The following is a 21,706-nucleotide window of genomic DNA, read 5'->3' on the forward strand; positions in this document are numbered from 1 at the left end:
TTCTATCGTAGATTTAACAAATACATACCAACCTGATGTGGCGACCATAAAAACAGCTAGTTGTTATTGTTTTAACACTCTTAGAATATCCCAGAATGCGCCAATAGTGTGATAATCACACTTACCACCAGCTGTCGATTTTTCATCAGTTAGTTTTTGATTATCAGCAGTTAATATCCGATACCAAGCACCATACTGATGATCAACCATGTTTTGCCATGCATATTCCCAAATTTTTTGATACCACTGGCTATATTTGGTATCACCTGTCGCTTTTTCTAAACGTATTGCTGCAGAGGTTGTTTCTGACTGCACCCAAAAGTACTTTTCATCATCACAAATACTACCATCTGGACCAAAACCATAAAATATCCCGCCATTTTTTGTATCCCAGCCAACATCTAAGGCCTTATCAAATAGAAACTTTGCCCTATCTACCATCCAAGTTTCAGGCCGATAATCATGTAAAATCAGTAATAATTTTGCCCACTCAGTCAAATGTCCAGGTTGAAACCCCCACGGCCGATACAAATTTTTTGGATCATCTTTGTTGTACTCCCAATCAATCTCTAATTGCTCGCTATAGTGCTCCCAAATAATACCGCCAGCTTTGTCAGCTAGTTCAATGGAAACCTTACGAGCTAGTTGACAGGCTATGTCTAAGTAACGGTTATCTGCCGTTGCCTCATAAGCTGCAACAAAAGCTTCACAACAATGCATGTTGGCATTTTGGCCTCGATAGCTATTCACTTCTGACCAATCACTGCTGGCTTCGTCGGCAAACATCCCAATATTTTTATCCCATAGGCGAGTATGCAAAATATTGTGTGCACGTTGTAAATCAAAAAGTGCATTTTCAATTCCCACTTTATGGGCAGCAGAAAAACATAAAATAACAAATGCTAGACCATAACAATGGTTAGTTTGATCAGTTGGTAAATGATTTTCACCCAACAACCAATTATAACCCTGCCTTTTGTCATCCCAATGTTTGCTGCGAATGTAATCAACTCCATGCTTTGCTAGTGATAAGTACTCTTCATCACCATACAGCTCGTAAGCTTTGCAAAAAATCCATACCATTCTACAACTTGACACCAAATGCCTATGGTGAGGATTAAAAACGCTACCATCGTCTTTAAAATTATGAAAAAAGCCACCACTTTTATCCACAATATTAGGTAAGTAAAAATCTAAAATTGATTGAATATGGGTTCGTAAAAAGCGTTCACTTTTAAAGTCTATTTGAATATCCACTGCGTAAACCTGAGTAAAAAACACACTAAAACATGCTAGTTATTAGATTAAGAGCCTGCTTTGTTGTCAGCAGGCTCTTATTTTTATCCTACAACTCTCGAATTTTTATAGAGCGAAACCTTACTTCATCACCATGATCTTGAAGTAAAATCGGGCCCGTCTCCCACTCTCCGAAATTTGGCCATTTATGATATTTACTACGCTGAACTAAGGTGCGAAATATCTGCGTACCACGGGGATAATCAACAACTTTAATGTTATTTAACCAATGCTGTACCCTACCATCTTTGACGACTATCCGTGCTCGGTTCCACTCGCCTACCGGATTTACTCTTTTAGTTGTGCGGGTAGCTTCACTTAGGTTTGTTGCAGGAATAAGGTCATATAATGAGCCAATGGTTCTGTTGCCATTATTACCTTTTTTCGCATCTGGATGCTTTTCATCATGCAAGATTTGAAATTCTAAACCAATCGCAGAGCCTTGCCCTTTTAATAAATTAGGATCAACAAAATATTTAATGCCTGAGTTTGCGGTATCCGTTATTTTAAAGTCCACTTCCAACTCAAACTCACTGAATTCCTCAAGGGTGATAATGTCACCACCATTACGAGACTCAGCACCACCAGAGGAATATACCACCAGCTCACCTTTTTCCACTCCCCATCCTTTTGCTGGAAACTCATCAAGTTTAGCGCCTTTCCAACCTTTGCTCGTTTTGCCGTCCCAAAGCAGTTTCCAGCCCTCACTCGTTTGCTTAGGCGAAAGCGTATTAGCTTGATAATTAATTTCTTGTACATGGCTAGGCATATACCAACGCTCGGCATTGAGGTCTTTAGTGAGAATTTTAGGAGAGCGCATTCTCACTTTTTTACCTGCTAGAGCTTTGTCACTAATGCTATGAACTTGTAACGCTATAAACCCCTCTTGATGGCCAGCTTCGCTATCCAAAATGTCAGCACAAGGCACACCATTAATCCAAGTGCGAATTTGATTATCGACAGCTTCAACTCGATATTTATTCCACTTGTCTACATCAAACGCTTCTTGACAGCCCTCGTTACGAGATAGAGTATAAAGCCAACCCCTCTTTGCTTCTTCATACACCCCTCCACTCCACTTGCGCTCACTAGTATCAATTTCGACTTGATATCCATGAACTCGGCCTTTTTCAAAACTCCTTTTAGATTGACTCCGGAATTGAATGCCGGAGTTGAGACCTTGATCAACATTTATTTCTGCTTCAAAAATAAAATTGCCATAGTCTTTTTTAGTGGTTAAAAAAGAATTAGGACTATTTACCACTGACTCACCGACGATTGCTCCATTTTCTACAGTATATTTGGCATCACCACCTACTTGCTTCCAACCCGATAAGCTTTTTCCATTAAAAAGCGATGTCCATTCAGCCCCTTGTGCACTTAATGACAAACTAGTTGCTGCGATTAGTAATATTGTTGTGTGTTTCATTACTTACTCCTCATTATTAACTTTTATAAAAACTAAATTTTTGGTGCCCAACCTGGCGCATAGTCTCGCTGCCAGTGCAAAAGTGCTGATTTAGATTTGGGCTTACCGTTTGCTGGATCACATATCAATGTTTCATTGCTGCGATAAGCCATATTGGCTAAGTGACACATAAGCGTACTCTTATGGCCTTCATCTATTGGTGAAGCTTGGTGTTTAGTTTCTCCTCTTAAAGTGCTAATGAAGTTATTAACGTGCATACGGGTTAATATGCCTCCGCCCATTAGATCACCTGAGTCATTGCTTTGCTTAATTTTGCTTTCACTCACTAGATTGTTGTCTAAGTCATAAATTTCATACCCTGTTCGGTCTAAAATTACATAACCTTTGGTGGCATAAATAACTAAGCCTCTGCCTCGACCCCATTTCAAAACTCGATTACACGAATGACCATCCCAGACAATTTTTTTGTTATTAGCGAAGGTAAATTCCGCATTCATAGTGTCGTACATCTGCCAGTCGTCAGATTTGAAAAACTGACGCGAGGCATCTACAGCCACTTTTTCAGGAAATTCGCCTTGAATAGCCCAACGAGCAATGTCTAATTCGTGTGCAGCATTGTTGCATGTCTCAGCGGTTCCCCAATGCCAAAACCAATGCCAGTTGTAATGAACATAGTTGCTATAGTAATCTTTGCGGGGAGCTGGCCCTTGCCATAGATCCCAATTCAACCAATCTTGCGGGGCTACCTTCTGACCATTACCAATAGATTTACGGTTGTTGGCATACCAGGTGTAAACCTTATAAACCTCTCCAAGGTGACCACCATGGAGCATCTTAATAAGTTGTGCGGTTTCATTAGATGACCTTTGCTGGTTACCCATTTGTACCACTTTATTGTACTTCTGCTGTGCGGCCACAAGCATTTCGCCTTCAGCTGGGTTGTGGCCACATGGCTTTTCAACATACACATGTTTACCTGCCTGTAATGCCATAATTGCAGCAGGTGCATGCCAGTGATCAGGCGTCGCTATCGCCAGCGCGTCGATATTTTTGTCTTCTAAGGTTTCTCGTATGTCTTCTTGCAACACAGGTTTGCGACGATTGCTATCAATCAGGAGTTTGGATGCTTGGGCAAGCACACGTTTATCAACATCACACACATGGGTAATTGCGCAGTTTGGAGTTGTAAAAAAACCATCAAGTAAAGCCTTACCTCTGCTGCGTGCTCCCATTAAAGCTATATTAACTCGGTCATTAGCCCCTAAAATATTGCTATAACTTCTACTACTCATAGCGAGCGAAGAAGCCGCAGCAATGGCTCCAGATGCTTTAATAAAATCTCTTCTTGTCGTCATAATTATTCTCCACTATGTCTAGGCTCGTCGCCCATTTCCAGTTGTAAAACGCCACCAGCGACGATTTCTTGATGGGTTAAATAAAACCGTTGAATACGCTTACCGTTTAATAAAACAGATTGAACGTAACGGTTGCTATTAGAGTTATTGAGAGTTTCAATAACAAATGATTTTCCGGGGTAGTAAGTCTCATCTAACGCAATTTCAATTCGGTCAAAAATCGGACTACCAATCTGATAAATGGCTTCTTTAGAGGTACCACCATCAACTTGAAACAAGCCAATTTTTAACAATACTGACAGGGATCCCATAAGACCTTGGTCTTCATCGCCATTGAATCCATCAGTGCTAGATACGTTGCTATAAACACTATTAACTATTTCTCTCGTCCAATATTGAGTTAAATGGGGGTTACCTAATTCGTTAAAGAGAAATGCCGTTTGTATAGAGGGTTGGTTTCCATAGTTAATAGGGATTTTTCTGTTTTCTTCATTGGTTTCTTCGTGATGCGCGCTGCCCGATGTAAATCCCTGCTTGCTCGCCACTTCAAATGCTTTATTCAAACGAACCGAAGCCACCGATTTGCCTCCCATTAATTCGGCTAATCCCTCAAGATCATGGGGTACAAACCAGGTCATCTGGGCTGAATTTGATTCTACAAAACCATGTTGATAATCAAGTGGGTTAAAGTTGGGCTTCCAGTGACCTTCGATGTTTTTGGGGCGCATATAACCGGTTTCTGCATCGTAAATATGCTTATAGTTTTGGCTACGCTTTAAAAAATAATCACTGTCTTGGAATTTTCCTAAAGCTAAAGCCAGTTGTGCTAAGGTCCAATCTTGAAATGAATACTCTAAGGTTTGCCCAGCGCCGTCTTGATGAAATGCACCATTTTTAGGGGGTAAGGGATAAGGTACATAACCCATGTCTATGTAATATTCCAACCCACCAGAATAAGCACTGTCATGTTCGTAACCGGCGCGCCCCATAGTTCCTCCGGGGAGGTGATTTTTTTTCAGGGCTTGGTAGGCTAGTTCAACATCAAAGTCTCTGATCCCTTTCATATAATTACTGACAAAAAATGGTGTTGCAGTCGCGCCTGTCATTACATGGGTGTAATTACCGCCAGAAGGACCTCTTGGAATGAATCCACCATCTTTGTACATGGCCAACATAGAACGTGAAAAATCTGATGCGACTTTAGGGTAAGCCAGAGGCCATAATGTTTGAATAGTCCACTGGGCTCCCCAGAAAGAATCTGAATTGTGGTGATTAAACTGAGGCGTATTCTCACCAGTCATAGGGATCTGCTTAATTTTACGCTCAGGCTGGGTTTGATCAGAGTATCGGCCATCAACGTCTGATATGATTCTTCGGCCTTGTAATGCATGAAATAAATCCGTGTAGAATCGGGTTTTATCTTGCTCTGAAGAACCAGTTACCTTTATTTTTGATAACCAAGCATTCCAATCTTCAGTGGCCTCTTTAACTATGTCATCAAATTGCCAGGAACTGAGCTCTTGCTGCATATTTTGTTTCGCCCCCATTTCATCAACATAAGAAATAGCTACTTTCATCAAAATAGGTGCGTCACCATCAGCAAAGCCCAGTAATACCCGCTCTGATGTTTCATCAAGATTTAAAATAGGAGTGTCTACTTCAACGTAGAAAAATATTGGTGTGGCGCGAGGGCGTCGAATGGTTGGAGCATTAACAATAGAGCCACTAAAGCTTTGAGCCGAAATTTGAGTAAACTCTCCTTTGCTAAGCTCACTTGGACCAAATTTGCCTTGCAGGTCAAAAAGAACTTTCCGATTTTTAGCCGCTTTGTAAGTATAACGATGAAACCCCACCCGAGTTGTCGAGGTAAGCTCTACATCTATGTTATATCTATCAAGAGTGAGTTTGTGGTAACCGGCTTTCACTGTTTCTGTCTGATGGCTAAACCCACTGAAATAATTTTTATCTAGCTCTGGAGCAGCCGACTCAGTCACCATTGGCATAACCGATGGCCCTGCCAATTGCCAAGCGTGCACATGGTTAAAGCCCTTTACCTCTTCAGTGTTGTAACGATAACCACTGCCCCACGCCCCTTCTATTTCAGTATCTGGACTTAAATTAACCATACCAAATGGACGAGTGGCGCTATTAAAGTAAAACCAGCGGGAATTAGCTGAATCTAACCAAGGCCATACATATTCAACAGGCTCTTTGATTGTTTTGGTTTCACCTTCAACAAGAGACTGAATATCATGCTCAGTCTTAGCTTCATTACATGCAGATAGTAGAAGTAAACATATAAAAAGTGTTGTAGCACCGTTAGTAATTAAAGCTCTCATACTAGGTATCTATCCCCAACGATTGAATAAGCTTTAAAATCTAATGAAAAGAACATAAATAACATCATTATAAAATTCCTAACCAGTTAGGTAGCCATAAGGAAACAGAGGGAATAAAGGTGATTAAAAGCAGGGCGGTAAACAACGCTAGGTAAAATGGCAGCATACCTTTTACTACCGTTTCAATGTTGGTTTTACCCACCGCACACCCAACAAATAGCACTGAGCCCACTGGGGGAGTAATCAATCCAATCCCTAAATTAAGGATCAGCATAATGCCAAATTGAGTACTATCCATACCTGCCTGTTGAACCACAGGGAGCAATATAGGTGTAGTGATCATGATTAATGGCGCCATATCCATAACGGCTCCAAGCAAAAGTAACATTAAGTTAATCAATAGAAATAGCAGGATCGGATTATCAGTAAGAGAAGACAAAATTGCAGCTAACATACTAGGTACATCATTCACAGAAAGCACCCACCCAAAGGCAGCTGCTGAGCCAATGACCAGCATTACCATAGCTGTGGTTTTGCATGCCGCTAACGTGGCTTGCCAAAATATGTCTAAGTCCATACTTCTATATACAAAAGCTGCAACTATAGCTGCCCAGAATGCCGCAATGGCTGCAGACTCAGTAGCCGTAAAAACACCGCTTATGACACCAAAAAGAATAATAATTGCTGTAAGAAGCCCAGGAATACTGTGTACAAATGCTGTAAATAAAGCCTGCCATCCCGGAAAATCTTCTGTTGGGTAGTTACGTTTAATTGCAATCCAATAGCTAACAACCATTAAACATATGCCTGTTAAAACACCGGGAATTAAACCCGCGGCAAACAAGCCAGAAATAGAGACTCCCCCCCCTGCAGCAATAGAGTAAATAATCATGTTATGGCTAGGGGGAATGAGTAAGCCTAAGGTTGCAGAACTAGTGGTTACGTTTACTGCGAATGACTTGTCATACCCCCGCTTTTCCATCATGGGTATTAAGGTTGAACCTAGAGCTGAAACATCAGCTACGGCAGAGCCGGAAATACCCCCAAACAGCATAGATGAAGATATATTTACCATCCCCAAGCCGCCTTTTACATTACCTATTGCGGAATTGGCAAAGGTTAATAATTTTTCAGCAATTCCTCCCCTTGTCATTAACTCCCCTGCAAAAATAAAGAAAGGTAATGCCAATAGTGCGAAGATGTTCATTCCTGAAAGCATCATCTGAAATGCTGCCACAGGATTGATATCCATAAACAGCAAGGTAGATACCGCAGAAATTGCCAAACAAAATGCCACAGGTAAACCACAAATGAGTAAGGTGAAAAATACAACAGTCAGTAGCACTAAACTCATAGTTCATATTCCTTTTTTGGTTCAAAACTACCTAGTAGCTGCTCAAGATTAAATAACGCGATAAGGGTACCGCCTATTACTAAAGGTAAATATTGAAGGGACATTGGGAGCGATAATCCGGGTAAGATATAATGCATAGTGCGTAATGACATAGCCGTTCCAAAGTAAGCCATTGCAACACCTAATAGCCCACAAGCAATAAACTCAAATTGCAAGACTTTCGCTTTTACTGCGCTAGAGAACTGGTCTCTAAACCAGGCGAGCCCTAGGTGTAATTGACTTCTGCAACCTGCAGCCGCCGCTAGCATCACTGCGTATAACAGTAGTAACAAAGCTGTTGGTTCACTCCAGCTGGGGCTATCGTTTAGTACTTTTCTGGCAAAAACCTGCCAACCGATAATTAAGCAAATGGCTAGCAAAGAGTAGCCGCTTAAACGAAAGCACCAACGTTCAATAACATTAGCTAACTGTGTCATTAACGAGCCTCCCGAATCTTAGTAATTAAGTCTGCAAGCTCAGGGTCTTGCATTACATCTTGATAAAGTGGCTCAACAGCGCGTACAAATTCATCAAGTTCAATGTTTTCGTTGATGATAATGCCTGCCTGTATGGCCTGTGCCTTGGCCTTATTGACACGTTCATTCCAAATTACTCGCATGTGTTTGGAGGCTTCTTTGGCTGCTTTTTTAACAATGAACTGGTGTTCTTTACTAAGTTTATTCCAACTTTCTTCAGACATAACAATGACTTCAGGCACCATTGAGTGTCTGTCTAAGGTGTAATACTTGGCGGCTTCAAAATGACGAGTAGACACATAAGATGGCCAATTATTTTCTGCACCATCTATGACGCCCGTTAGCAATGATTCATACACTTGCCCAAAACTCATGGGGGTGGCATTAGCACCAAGTGCGTCCATCATACGAACGAACATATCAGTATTCTGAACTCTAATTTTGAGCCCTTTCATGTCACTCAATTTGTTAATGGGTTTCTTGGTATAAAATGAGCGAGCACCAGAATCTAAAAATGCCAGACCCACTAAATGATGAGGCGTTAAGTAATCAAGTAATTGCTCGCCAATCTCTCCTTCGAGGACAGAATACATATGGTCTTGATCACGAAAGAGATAGGGAAGCGACAAGACTTGCAACTCCTGAGCAATATTGCCTAAAGGTGCGACATTAATTCTATTGATATCTATGGCACCAAATATGGTTGCCAAAATGGTATCTTTTTCTTGCCCCAACTGCGCTGCGGCATAATGTTTCATAACAAGATCATTATTAGACATTTCTGCGATGCGCTTTCCCATATAAATCACAGACTGAGCTGTTGGGTATTGAGACGGGTGAACATCAGCCGCCCGCAGAAAAACTTGTCCTAAAACCTGTAGTGGCAATATCAACCATAAAAATGTTAAAAACGGGGTAATCAACCTCACAGTTTGTACGCCTTTTTTGCAAGGCCATAAGCTAAATCAACGGCTAGTTCATAGGCTTCACTCAGTGTGATTTTATGTTCTGCCACCAGCTCAGCTAAGAAATTACAGTCAACTCTACGGGCGAGATCATGTCGAGCCGGGATAGATAAGAATGCCCGAGTGTCATCATTGAAACCCACTGTATTATAAAAGCCAGCGGTTTCTGTAACTTGATTACGGTATCTTTTGATCCCTTCTGGACTATCATGAAACCACCATGCAGGACCTATCTTCAATGATGGGTAGTGCCCTGCCAAAGGTGCCAACTCTCTGGCATACACTGACTCATCTAAAGTAAATAAAATAAGATGTAAGTCAGGATTATTTCCGAACTTATCAAGTAAGGGTTTAAGCCCTTTCACATACTCAATTTGTGTCGGTAAATCAGCCCCTTTATCACGGCCATATAAGTTGTAAAGTTTAGAGTTATGGTTGCGATAAGAGCCTACATGAAGCTGCATCACTAAGCCGTCTTCAATGCTCATTTTTGCCATTTCCGTTAGCATTTGACCGCGAAATTGTTCAGCTTCTTCCGATGAACAGTCACCCGAAATAGCCTTGTTGAGAAGTGATTGGCATTGCTGTACTGGCAAATCACAAGTTACGGCACTTGGATGCCCATGATCTGTTGAAGTTGCACCGAATTTAATAAAGTATTGACGTCTATCTGCGATGGCCTTGAGATAACCTTGCCATGATGCAACATCTTGTTTTGTTTGTTCGCCCATTAAGCGCACTTTGTCGCCAAAGCCATAAAAATCAGGGTCTACGACTTGATCCGGTCGAAATGCCGTAATAACTTTTCCCAGCCAGCCACTTTCTCTAATTGCTTTGTGATAACGTAAGTCATCGGTTGCAGCTTCAGTGGTGGTTAACACCTCAATATTAAAGCGCTCAAATAGTGCTCTGGGTTTAAAGGCATCTGTAGCTAATTTCTCATTTATGGCATCATAAATCACATTCGCATTAGCACCGTTAAGAGGTGTATTAATGCTAAACACTTGCTCAAAAGTTGTATCTAGCCAGATTTTGCTGGGTGTACCACGAAATAAATAATAATTATCGGCGAACAGTTGCCAAATTTTGCGATTGTCGGTTTCAGCTTGAGTTCCCTGTTTATTTTCAATGCCTAGCTCACCCAACGAAATCCCTTGGCTGTATAACATTCTAAATACGTAATGATCAGGCTTAATGAGCAATTCAGTTGCATCAGTAAAGTTCTGATTACTAGCAAACCACTTCGGATCTGTATGGCCATGTGGGCTAATTATTGGCAGCGTCTTTACTTGCAAGTAAAGTTCACTTGCTAACTCTCTAATGACAGGATTTGCAGAAAAAAGCCTGTCTGGATGATTTAAATTGTCACGATTAATAGTCATATTCATTTAAAGAGTACTCAAAAGCTGATGTTTAAAATGTTGAGTTTTCAGAGCCATCATCCACTGTGTTTTTACCGACTTCTTTAAATGCTTTGCACGACTTGGCGAACATTAAATTTATAGGCGATACAATTAACAGAATTCGATTCAACACCCGATACTATTTTTAACTGTTAACCCATGTACCAGTCAGCTAGTTACCTATAATTTAAGTGTCTGACAAGCATTTATAACAGCGTGATTAGAAACACTCACAAATCCTTTTGCGAGTGTCATTAGGTTTAAAAGATAGCGCGTGCACCTAAAAATACTTGGCGTCCGGTGCCAACATAACGTTGCAATCTGTCGCTAGTACCAAAATAGGTATACTCATCGTTTTCATTTAAGTTGATGCCTTCCATTGTCAAAGTGACATTTTCGGCAAAAGGCAAGGTGTACGTCGCAGACATATCGAACTGACCACTGCCTTCACGAGTTTTCAAGAAGGGTTGGTTGTTTCTACAACAAGCCGCTGTGGTGTAATCACTTCTGAAGTTGTATGAGCCACGTATGGAGAAACGCTCAGTTTCGTAGTACACAACCAAGTTATAGTTTTCATCCGATAGCCCTACAATATTGGAAGGAACAACCACATCATTGCCGGTAACAAAAGAGGTACTGCCATTAATTTTACTGTAGTTGATCATCGTACCTAAGCCATCGACGATAAAGCTAAGAGGCTGTTGATACAGAATTTCAAAACCAGTAATTTCAGTGGTATCTGCCACGTTTTGAGGTTGAACGAAGTCAACTATGGTATCAGGTGTTAAATTTGCGTAGATATTTGAATCCAAGGTTGAAATATCTATGCCGGAATCACTGAAAGGTCCGCTTGTGGATTCGTTCTGGATAAATCCAGTGATACTTTTATCGTAGTAACTCAATGCTAAGAGCGACTCATCAGCAAAATACCATTCCAAGCCAAGGTCAATTTGATTAGATAAATAGGGTTCTAAATCTTGATTACCTCGGCTCACCGAGAAATCACTGCTAACAGAGGTTCTAGGTACCATACTAGAAACAATAGGGCGAGTGATAGTTCGTGCTGCTCCCACACGTACAACCAAGTCATCGACCACGTCCCAGGCTAAGTTAAAGCTTGGTAACAATTCGGTATAACTTGAACTGAACTCTAGGTCGTTTCCTAAGAATGGTGCAGCTACATCAACTTCTGTGTTGATAAGCCTAGTACCCGCATTGAATCGGAACTCTCTGTTTAAGAAGTCAGAAGTGTGATTGACTTCAACATAGCCCGCTGTTGTTGTCTCTTTCGCAAAATAGGTCCCGGCTTCGCGTACAGCCGAAAACTCTTTTTCGATTTGATCATAATCGAAATAGGCGGCCGCATCATCTGGATTAATGATTAAATGATTGCTAATCGCTCCATCTGTTGGGTTGAGTACACTTAAGTAATCGTTAAAGGGTAAAGTACTGGCGATTTGAGATAGCTCTGGCACATCACCTGTGATGTTATTGGCTGGCGTATTAGAAGTATTACGAAAATAGTCGTTGTCTCGCTCGTAAGAGTCGAAGGCTACACCAAAACGAAGATTTGAATCATCGTCTCCCCAGGTTCCATCTACATGAAAAGCAGTATCCTTTTCATCTCTGTATATAAAGTTAGCGCGAAGTGTATTAAGAACGAAATTATCAGGGTTGGTAATATCAACATTTGTATAGACTTCTGTAATAGGATGTGAGCCACTTGGAGTAACAATTGTGACTTCTGTATCATCTACACTAGCTAAAAAAGAAATTTCTTCAAGCTCATATTCACTGCTTGAGCTGGATAATACCGCTTCGAGTTTAAACTCGTCATTGACGAACCAAGTGGCACTCAGTGCCGTGTGAAGCTGTTCAGTTTCTTGGTAAAATTTGCGGTTTTCAGAGCGGCGATCAGCGCCTTGTAAGGTAATACTCTCAACCGTATTATTATCGCGTACTGAAGCATTCGTAGGAACAAGATCATTTTGATTTCGAATTTCAACATCCAAATTATGTCGATGGATATCACTTTCCAGCTGTGCACCTAGTATATCTAAGTTGATTTCGAAATCGTCACTAGGTTTATATTGAAAGGCAGCCACATAACTAACTCGGTTACGGTCACCAAACTGCACTTCAGTTCTTGGCAGTCTTGGCAACATCAAGGTATCTAATGCTTCGTCGGATAACCCAGAGTTATTGCCATCGGATACGTCAAATGTGTAACCACCTGCCGATTGAGATACCCAGTCTTGTGATTCGAAACCATCTACCCTAACGTCGCGCTGTTGCGTGGTAAAACCAAATAGAGCACCAAAGGTATCATCTGCAAACGTATTACTGACAATTGCGGTAAAATTAGGGTCACTTGAATCTGCTAGGTCATTGAAACCATGCTTATAGATGGTTGTGGCATTAAACCCTTCGCCAAAGTCAAAAGCTCGAGCACTGCGGATATTGACCACACCGCTGATCCCCCCCTCAACTTGATGAGCCGCAGCACTCTTTGATACGTCAATTTGGGTAAACAGGTCAGAAGAAAATACGTCGAAGTCGAACTGGCGGTTTTCTGCACTGACATCAGTTCCGCCGTTTGAGGCTGTGGAAATCGGCACGCCATTCCAAAGTACGCGAGAAAAGCTGGGTCCTAAACCCCGCAATGAAATTTGCTGACCTTCACCGTTGTCTCTTGTTATCGCCACACCTGATATACGTTGTAACGATTCAGCCAAGTTTAGATCGGGAAATTTACCTATATCTTCCGCTGAAATAGATTCAGTCGTTAATGTTGAACCACGTTTCAGATTTATCGCTTTGTTTAGTGAACCACGAATTCCTGTTACTTCAATTACTTCATATTCTTGCCCAGCGGCCTCTTCAGTTTGCTGTGCCATTACCTGAGATGTTAGGCATGAAACTATCGCCAATGTAATTGGCGACAAACAATGAGTCATTTTTGATATGTGTGTCATCACTTTTCCTATCTTTTATTTATGTTTCATTTGGCCTATTCAATCCCCTGATTGGTAAGGCGATTATAAATTAACCACGATTGACACCGGTGTCAATACATTATTTACAAATTTGATACAAATAAATAAAAAATAAGTTACTTAAATTGTAACCATTAGCACACCTTATAAATGGCTTATTTACTAATAATTATTTATTGTGGTGTACAATTCTCCCATATCAAGAAGCTCAGCAATCAAGCGATTTTATAAATCAGATGAATAACCAAAATATCAGAATAACAATTAACCATGTTGCCGATGAGGCCCAAGTTTCTAAAAAAACGGTATCTCGTGTTATAAACAATGAGCCTAATGTTAGTGAGCGAACACGTAAGCGAGTTCAAGAAACAATCGCGAGACTTAATTACTTTCCGGACCCTCAGGCGAGAGGCTTAGCATCAAGTCGATCCTTTCTATTAGCAATGATATACGATAATCCTAATCCCGAGTTTGTCACTGAAGCCATGCTAGGGATCTTAGCTAGTTGCCAAAAAAAAGGGTATGAATTAGTTGTCCATCCGTGCCTTAGTAAAGAAGAGTTGAACATCGATTCGATTCTTACGTTTATTCAACGAATTAAAATAGACGGAGTGATTTTACTTCCACCCATGTCTGAGTCTCCATTATTAATTGAAGCATTAAGAGCCAAGAAAATTAATTATGTGAGATTGCTCTCAAATGATAATGAGTTTCCTGAAAACCTAGTTCAATTCGATGATCAAAATGCAACCAAAGATGTGGTTGCTCACTTAATCAAACAAGGCCATACCAAAATTGGCTTTATTAAAGGTGCTATTAACTCAGAGTCAAGTGAGCGCAGATTCTCAGCTTTTATAGAAGCCATTGCCGCCAACAATATAGAATTACCAGAAGGATACATACAGCAAGGTAGCTACACCTTCCAATCTGGCTTAGCGAGTGGTTTGACTCTATTACAACAACGCCCCCGCCCCACCGCAATATTTGCATGTAACGATGAAATGGCATTAGGCGTTATTGCTGCAGCAAATAAGCTTAATGTTGATATTCCTGAAGACCTAGCATTGGTGGGATTTGATGATTCACCGCACTCTTCAGAGGTGGTTCCGCCCTTAACAACCGTCAATTTACAAGTCAAAAAGATGGCTGGGCTTGCTGCGGATAAACTGCTATACATTTGTGAAAACAATATTGTACAAGCAGCTAAAATACCATGCTGCGTAACTTCAGAGCTCATAATCCGTGGCTCTAGTTCATCCAAATTTGCTGACGATCTTAAAGTTAATTGATTTTTAACTCGGGAGATCTTAGACTCCTGAAAATTAAAACGTTAATTATTATCAAGTAAATTGTTAACATATAGTTTATTTTGATTATCGTGAACGGCATTAATTACTTTCGCAGCAGTTACAAGGCTAAAATTACAAGCCATTTATCATGGATATCAACAGGGTTTTTCAAGCATGAATAAAATTACGTTTTGGGCTTTGACGGTTGCAGTTGCTGGTTTTTTATTTGGATTTGACACCGCTGTCATTTCTGGAGCTGACCAACCAATTCAAGATATTTGGAATACCTCGCCCTTGTTTCACGGCATGTTTGTAATGTCTTCTGCTCTTTGGGGAACAGTACTTGGAGCATTATTAGGTAATTATCCTTGTGATAAATATGGCCGCAAAGCCACGCTCGTATTGATAGGCGTACTATTTTTTATTTCAGCGCTAGGCTCGGCCATTGCACCTGATCCCTATAGCTTTGCGATATTACGATTTATCGGTGGAATAGGCGTAGGCATATCTTCGGTGGCTGTACCAGCGTATATTTCTGAGATTGCTCCAGCACAACACAGGGGGCGATTAGTAGCGACCTACCAATTTCAACTAGTACTGGGGATCCTAGTCGCATTTCTTTCGAACTATCTACTATCAGGTATTAGCGATTATGATTGGCGCATTATGTTGGGAGTTGAAGCAGTACCGGCTTTACTTTATCTAGCCATGGTATCAAAAATGCCTGAAAGCCCACGTTGGCTCATTTTACACTCTGGAGACTCTGCCAAAGCAAAAGAAGTTTTAATGGATTTAGGCGAACAAAACAGTGCTCAAATTATTGAAGCTATTGAACAAGATGCTGAACACCACAAGCAAGATCCGCTATTTTCTCGTACCTATTCTTTTCCTATATTGTTGGTATTTTTACTCGCATCTTTCAACCAACTCTCGGGCATAAATTTTATAATTTACTACGCCCCTAGAGTATTTGAGTTGGCTGGATTAGATGCTAGTACATCGCTGCTATCAACGTCCGGAGTGGGATTAGTTAACTTAGTTTTTACCATGCTAGGACTATACTTAATAGATAACTTAGGTCGTAAAACACTTATGTATATAGGCTCAATTGGCTACATATTATCTTTAACCGTTGTATCTTGGGCTTTTAATACAGGAGCAAGCGGAATGTTAGTGGTGTTTTTTATCTTTGCGTTCATAGCTTCTCATGCAGTAAGCCAAGGTGCCGTTATTTGGGTCTTTATTGCTGAAATATTTCCTAACAGTGTACGCTCTAAAGGGCAATCAGTGGGTACTGGCGTGCATTGGGTGCTAGCTGCAGCGATTACTTTACTCATGCCATATTTTTTGACACAGTTTTTACCCAGTCAAATCTTCATGTTTTTCACTTTTATGATGGTTTTACAACTGCTGTTTGTACACAAAATGATGCCAGAAACCAAAGGTAAGTCCTTAGAGAATTTAAGCAATATTAGCTATCAATCAAACAAGTGATAACTATGCTTTAACCTCTAGATGTTAACTTTACTCTTTATACTACCAATGGCCGCTACCCCAGAATCTATTGCTGCTTGAGCTACTGCCTTAGCTACCCTTTGCAACAAGCGAGGGTCCATAGGTTTTGGAATGATATAGTCTTTACCAAAGGCTAAGCTATCAAGGTTGCTAGCTGCTAACACTTCCGCAGGCACTGGCTCTTTTGCGATATCACGGATGGCATCTACGGCAGCTATTTTCATTTCGTCGTTTATTTGTGAGGCTCTCACATCTAAGGCTCCACGGAAAATAAACGGGAAACACAGTACATTGTTCACTTGATTAGGATAGTCAGAACGACCTGTTGCCATGATTAAATCATCACGTACAGAGTGGGCTAATTCTGGTTTGATTTCTGGATCTGGGTTAGAGCAGGCAAATATAATTGGATTAGGCGCCATTAACTTTAGCCCTTCAGCTGGCAATAAATCGGGGCCGGATACTCCTACAAATACATCCGCCCCCTCTAAGGCCTCTTCTAAGGTGCGTTTGTCGGTATTATTTGCAAACAACTTCTTATGATAGGTTAGGTCTTCTCTTCTGGTATGGATCACCCCTTTACGGTCTAACATGTAGATATGTTCACGCTTAGCGCCACATTTTACCAACAGCTCCATACATGCAGTGGCAGCGGCTCCCGCTCCTAAACACACTATAATGGCGTCACCTATGTTCTTGCCTTGCACCTCTAAGGCATTGAGCATACCTGCAGCTGTCACTATAGCCGTACCGTGTTGGTCATCATGGAACACAGGAATATTACAGCGTTCTATTAATGCTTGTTCTATTTCAAAGCACTCTGGCGCTTTTATATCTTCTAAATTAATCCCTCCGAAGGTATCTGCAATATTAGCTACGGTATCAATAAATTCAGCGGTGGTTTTGTGTGTCACTTCGATATCGATAGAGTCGATATTAGCAAAGCGTTTAAACAATAATGCTTTACCTTCCATCACAGGCTTAGAAGCTAGCGGACCTAAATTACCCAATCCCAATATGGCAGTGCCATTAGAAATAACAGCCACTAAATTGCCCTTAGCTGTATATTGAAAAGCAGCTTGGGGATCAGCGGCTATTTCTCTAACTGGCTCTGCAACTCCAGGACTATAAGCTAGGGCGAGATCTGTGACACTTTCAGCAGGCTTGGTTACTTCAATGCAGATTTTTCCGGGTGTGGGTTTAGAATGATAATCAAGGGCCTGTTGGCGAAAATTAGACATAATTGATGTCGGTCCTTATTGAAAGGGTTAAAGAGAAAGTATGTTCTAGAATTTGAAGTGACTCTAGCGTTACTAAGCGGCAAGTTTACCGTTAAAAAATATTTACATGAATGTAACATAATGCACAGTCGTAAATGTTAATTCAGAGTAATTTAATTTGAATACTTAGTATCAATTTAAACAATACTTAGGCCAGATCTAGGAAGTGATTCCCCTTAGTTCTCTGCATATATAAGTTGCGCTAGCGCACTCGGCTTAGAAAATAGAAAACCTTGCATTTGATGGCAGCCCACTGACACTAAAAAGTCGACTTGTTCTCGGGTTTCTACACCATCAGCACAAACTTGCACTCCAAGTTGCGTGGCAATTTTCAGAATGGTTTTGACAACAAGAGTGGGACGTTTAGATAGCATTAAGTTATCAATAAAGTGTTTATCAATTCTGATAGTTGTTAAGTCCGACTGGTGTAAATACCCAAGCCCAGAATACCCACAACCAAAGTTACTTAAAGCAACACCGGCACCTATTCCCCTTAATTTATTTAAAAATACTGAGGCTAAGTCATAACTCTCTAAATACACCAACTCTGGCAAAGTAAACTCAATATTTGCTGGGTTTACTTGATAAGTGGAGAAGGTATTCTTGATAAAACCGAGCACATTAGTGTGTTCATTATTTACACAACATAAATTAATGGATATGACAAGCTGAGCATTATTAAGCTCAGTAATAGTGGCTAAATCTCGACATACTGTTTCAACAACCCACATGCTTATGGCACAAGACTTTCCATTGTTAACTGCGATAGGGTTAAATTCACTTTCTGGTATAAAACCTAAGGTTTTACTGTCCCAGTGCACAGATACGTCATACCCCATCACTCGCTCATCAACAGAAACCCTTGATTGGTAATTAACTGTAAACTCCTTATTTTGAATAGCTTCTTCGATAGTGGCAGCAATCAATACACTACGCTTGTTATCTTTCTTCATATCTGGGAGATACATAGTATGAGTATTTATCCCAAGCATTTTTGAACGATACATAGCTATATCTGCATTTTCTATGAACTCACTTAGATTGAAATTTGAATCTGACGCTTTAGCAATGCCTATATTTATAGTGACTTCGACCACTAGATTATTTAGTGAAAATGGCACGTTAAAGTCTTTTATTAAGCGCTCTACTATGTTTGCCAACATAGTGTCAGTAGGTTGATTATGGAGCAAAATCAAAAATTCTGAATCATCCAAGCGAGCTATGAGATCCCCCTCCCGTAACAGTCCCTTAGCTCGCTCACAAACCTTTATAAGTAATTGATCACCTGTCTCTTGGCCTAGCTCATCATAAACCTTTGAAATTCCATCTAAATCAAAATAAATAAGTACTAAATCTTGGCTATTACGCATTGTTCTGGCAAGTTCAATGCGTAATGTCTGCATAAAAAATTGACGATTTGGAAACCCAGTCAACCTATCAAAATTAGCCCATCTTTCAGCGTTCTTTTGATGCTCCTTCAAGGTTTGCGAAAGTTCACGGCTTCTAGAGTATTCTGTATTAATGGTACGCAACATTGAGTTTATACTGCCACCCAGTTCAACTAACTCCTGTTTCCCCAGTGTTTTTATTTCAATGCTGTAATCCTTTCTAACTTCCACCTCCTTAGCAAATTTAGAAATTAATATTAGAGGGTTTAATAACTTACCTTGAAGGGCGTATCCAAATGCGGCACATAGGCTTAACAAAACTACAAATAACGGTAAGGTATGTTTCAAAAGACTAGTCGTATTTTCCTCTAACACTTTAGAAACATCACTCACTACCACCAGATAGTTGTTGGTAGATAATTCAGCACCGATAGCAGTAATTACAACCAAAGTGTCGTTAATAAAGTTAGACACTGGCTGCTGGTTTAAAATAGGCGTTGCGACATAATTTTGAGGTTCTAAACTTGTAGCCTTGAAAGCTTCTTTAATATAGGACTGTTGCAATTGCCAGTTAGAATCATAAACAGCGGCATAGGAGACACTTTTAAATTTATCTAAAGCATTAAATACTTGAGCCTGTTGTGAGCTTGGTAGCAATACCACAGATCTGCTAGTTAATTCTTCGCCTAAATATGTAGATACCAAGTTAAGTTCATTAGATATTGAATCTAAAGAAATCCGCCTATTTTCTTGAATAGATATAAAAAGCGCAATACAAGAAATCAATATAAGAACACAAGTGAGATATGCTGTAGTTGCACTTTTAATGGACTTAAAAAACATTAACTAACCTAGAATGGTGTTATTTAACTAAAATAACGAAGCGACTAAAATTTACCTCACATTAACATAAAACAAACAAAAAACTGCATACCGCTTTACTTTCGGTTAATTATTTTTCCTGATGATTATTTTTTATCCACTGACTATAAATAAATGGGTCAATTTTGATATTTTTCAATCCGAAACAGTCTAAATATAACTTGGTCAAGTTTTGCACAACTCATTGCCATAACTTATACTGCGGTTCCATCATTGCGATAGTAATTGATTGAAATAATTACGTAGTCTCACTTTGACATTTATTAAGGATGAAAAAATGAAATCAAAAAATAATAAAATCCACTTAAGTTTTGCCGCTCTAGTCTTAACATTTACAGTAACACCTACTTATGCTGACGAGCTTCCAGAACCCGCCACAAACCAAGATTATTATTATGACGGAGCTCCCTCCAGAAACCTTATCAATTTAGGGCAAAGTTTGTTTTTTGATAAGATAATGAGTGGCAATAAAAATATTTCATGCGCTACCTGCCATAACCCCTTATTAGCCAGTAGTGATGGCTTATCCCTTGGGGTAGGTGAAGGTGGAGAAGGCCTAGGTAGATATAGAACAACAGGAGAGGGTTCAGATGCGGTAGAATCGAGAATTGGCCGCCATGCTCCACAGTTATATAATTTAGGCGCTAAAGAGTTTGAAAAACTGAATTGGAATGGTATTCATCAAGTTGATGCAGACTTACCAGGAGGGCTAAACCTTCCATCAGGCCTAACAACTCCTAATGGCCTAAATGATGTCCTCGCTGGGCAATCATTATTTCCAATAGTTAACTTAAATGAAATGCTAGGTGATACCGGAGAAAACGAAATTGTAGCCCTAGTCACTCAAGACGATGATCGTTTCCCTAGGCTATGGAATGCTTATGTAGACCGTCTCAAAGCTATTCCTGAATATGTTTCTCTTTTTATGGCTGCATTCGATGATGTAAATTCTGAAGATGACATTGGCATTCAACATTTTGGTAATGCGGTATCAGCATTCCAAGGTTTTGCTTTCAGAAGTGACAACAGTGCATTTGACCAGTATTTGAGAGGCAACACTGCCGCAATGACTGACAAGCAAATTAGTGGGATGGAGCTTTTTTATGGTGAAGCTGGGTGTTCCACTTGCCATAGTGGCACCTTTCAAACCGATCATGATTTTCATGGTATCGCGATACCACAAATCGGACCTGGTGCTGAAGCCGCCTTTCCTTTTGAAGACAGAGGAAGAGCAGAAGTAACTGGTTCAGCTGAAGATTGGGCTAAATTCCGTACCCCGTCACTACGTAATGTATGGATTACCGCACCTTATGGCCATTCAGGCGCTTACGGGACACTCAGAAAAATAGTTGAACATCATCTTGACCCAATAACCTCTCTAGAGAATTACAACGCTAATCAACTTATATTGCCAAAAGATGAAGTGTTAGATGCTTCCGACCTAGATGGATATAACGATGCTACTTTGCGCCAAACAATCATAGATGCTAATGAATTGGAGCCAGTTGAGTTAACTCGAGCGGAAATTAATGATTTGTTAGAATTTCTTCGTGCCTTGACAGATTGGAACGTATTAAATCAAGAGTGGATGATCCCAGACTCGGTTCCTAGTGGCTTGCCAGTTAGAGATTAGTATTTGAACTAATAATATTCTTAAAATGATTCAAAGCCATGTCGATATGTAAAACTCGCCATGGCTT

General features: G+C 40.3%; 14 protein-coding genes. 3 read left to right on the top strand and 11 right to left on the bottom strand.

The annotated features are described in order from the left end of the window. Positions 1-63: 63 nt before the first annotated feature. From EOK74_RS01250 to EOK74_RS01290, 9 genes are all read right to left on the bottom strand, one after another. Entirely contained in the window at positions 64-1,257 is a 1,194-nt protein-coding gene (locus EOK74_RS01250) for an AGE family epimerase/isomerase (protein ID WP_205964444.1), read from the bottom strand. An 88-nt stretch (positions 1,258-1,345) separates the two neighbouring features. Next, positions 1,346-2,725, bottom strand: a complete 1,380-nt coding sequence (locus tag EOK74_RS01255) for a 3-keto-disaccharide hydrolase (protein ID WP_133468085.1) — start codon at positions 2,723-2,725, stop codon at positions 1,346-1,348. A gap of 32 nt (positions 2,726-2,757) precedes the next feature. Beyond that, entirely contained in the window at positions 2,758-4,080 is a 1,323-nt protein-coding gene (locus EOK74_RS01260) for a Gfo/Idh/MocA family protein (RefSeq protein ID WP_133468086.1), read from the bottom strand. Between the two features lie 2 nt (positions 4,081-4,082). Continuing rightward, positions 4,083-6,419, bottom strand: a complete 2,337-nt coding sequence (locus tag EOK74_RS01265) for a GH92 family glycosyl hydrolase (RefSeq protein WP_133468087.1) — start codon at positions 6,417-6,419, stop codon at positions 4,083-4,085. A gap of 67 nt (positions 6,420-6,486) precedes the next feature. Continuing rightward, a complete protein-coding gene (locus tag EOK74_RS01270) occupies positions 6,487-7,773 on the bottom strand; it encodes a TRAP transporter large permease (RefSeq protein WP_133468088.1) in 1,287 nt (428 codons plus the stop codon). Then, on the bottom strand, positions 7,770-8,249 hold the full coding sequence (locus EOK74_RS01275) for a TRAP transporter small permease (protein ID WP_133468089.1): 480 nt from the start codon (positions 8,247-8,249) through the stop codon (positions 7,770-7,772). Before EOK74_RS01275 ends, EOK74_RS01270 begins: the two co-directional genes overlap by 4 nt. Further along, positions 8,249-9,217 (bottom strand): TRAP transporter substrate-binding protein, encoded by a 969-nt coding sequence (locus EOK74_RS01280; RefSeq protein ID WP_133468090.1) that lies wholly within the window; start codon positions 9,215-9,217, stop codon positions 8,249-8,251. The genes EOK74_RS01275 and EOK74_RS01280 overlap by 1 nt, the downstream gene beginning before the upstream one ends. Beyond that, positions 9,214-10,635 carry a glucuronate isomerase gene (gene uxaC / locus EOK74_RS01285; RefSeq protein WP_133468236.1) on the bottom strand — a complete coding sequence of 474 codons (1,422 nt, stop codon included), beginning with the start codon at positions 10,633-10,635 and terminating at the stop codon, positions 9,214-9,216. The genes EOK74_RS01280 and uxaC overlap by 4 nt, the downstream gene beginning before the upstream one ends. A gap of 281 nt (positions 10,636-10,916) precedes the next feature. Continuing rightward, complete coding sequence (locus tag EOK74_RS01290; protein WP_133468091.1) at positions 10,917-13,631, bottom strand: TonB-dependent receptor; 2,715 nt, start codon at positions 13,629-13,631, stop codon at positions 10,917-10,919. A gap of 257 nt (positions 13,632-13,888) precedes the next feature. Between EOK74_RS01290 and EOK74_RS01295 the strand changes: the two genes are divergently transcribed. Then, entirely contained in the window at positions 13,889-14,941 is a 1,053-nt protein-coding gene (locus EOK74_RS01295) for a LacI family DNA-binding transcriptional regulator (RefSeq protein ID WP_133468092.1), read from the top strand. Positions 14,942-15,115: 174 nt separating this feature from the next. Next, positions 15,116-16,435, top strand: a complete 1,320-nt coding sequence (locus EOK74_RS01300; protein WP_133468093.1) for a sugar porter family MFS transporter — start codon at positions 15,116-15,118, stop codon at positions 16,433-16,435. A 17-nt stretch (positions 16,436-16,452) separates the two neighbouring features. Here the strand turns inward: EOK74_RS01300 and EOK74_RS01305 are convergent, their stop codons facing one another. Continuing rightward, positions 16,453-17,697, bottom strand: a complete 1,245-nt coding sequence (locus EOK74_RS01305; protein ID WP_133468094.1) for a malic enzyme-like NAD(P)-binding protein — start codon at positions 17,695-17,697, stop codon at positions 16,453-16,455. Positions 17,698-17,912: 215 nt separating this feature from the next. Beyond that, positions 17,913-19,967: a bifunctional diguanylate cyclase/phosphodiesterase gene (locus EOK74_RS01310; protein WP_133468095.1), complete on the bottom strand. Its 2,055-nt coding sequence runs from the start codon at positions 19,965-19,967 to the stop codon at positions 17,913-17,915. A 316-nt stretch (positions 19,968-20,283) separates the two neighbouring features. Between EOK74_RS01310 and EOK74_RS01315 the strand changes: the two genes are divergently transcribed. Next, complete coding sequence (locus tag EOK74_RS01315) at positions 20,284-21,639, top strand: cytochrome-c peroxidase (protein WP_133468096.1); 1,356 nt, start codon at positions 20,284-20,286, stop codon at positions 21,637-21,639. The last annotated feature ends 67 nt before the right edge of the window (positions 21,640-21,706 follow it).

Origin of the sequence: Paraglaciecola marina (assembly GCF_004360155.1) — a bacterium.
Lineage (GTDB): Bacteria > Pseudomonadota > Gammaproteobacteria > Enterobacterales > Alteromonadaceae > Paraglaciecola > Paraglaciecola marina.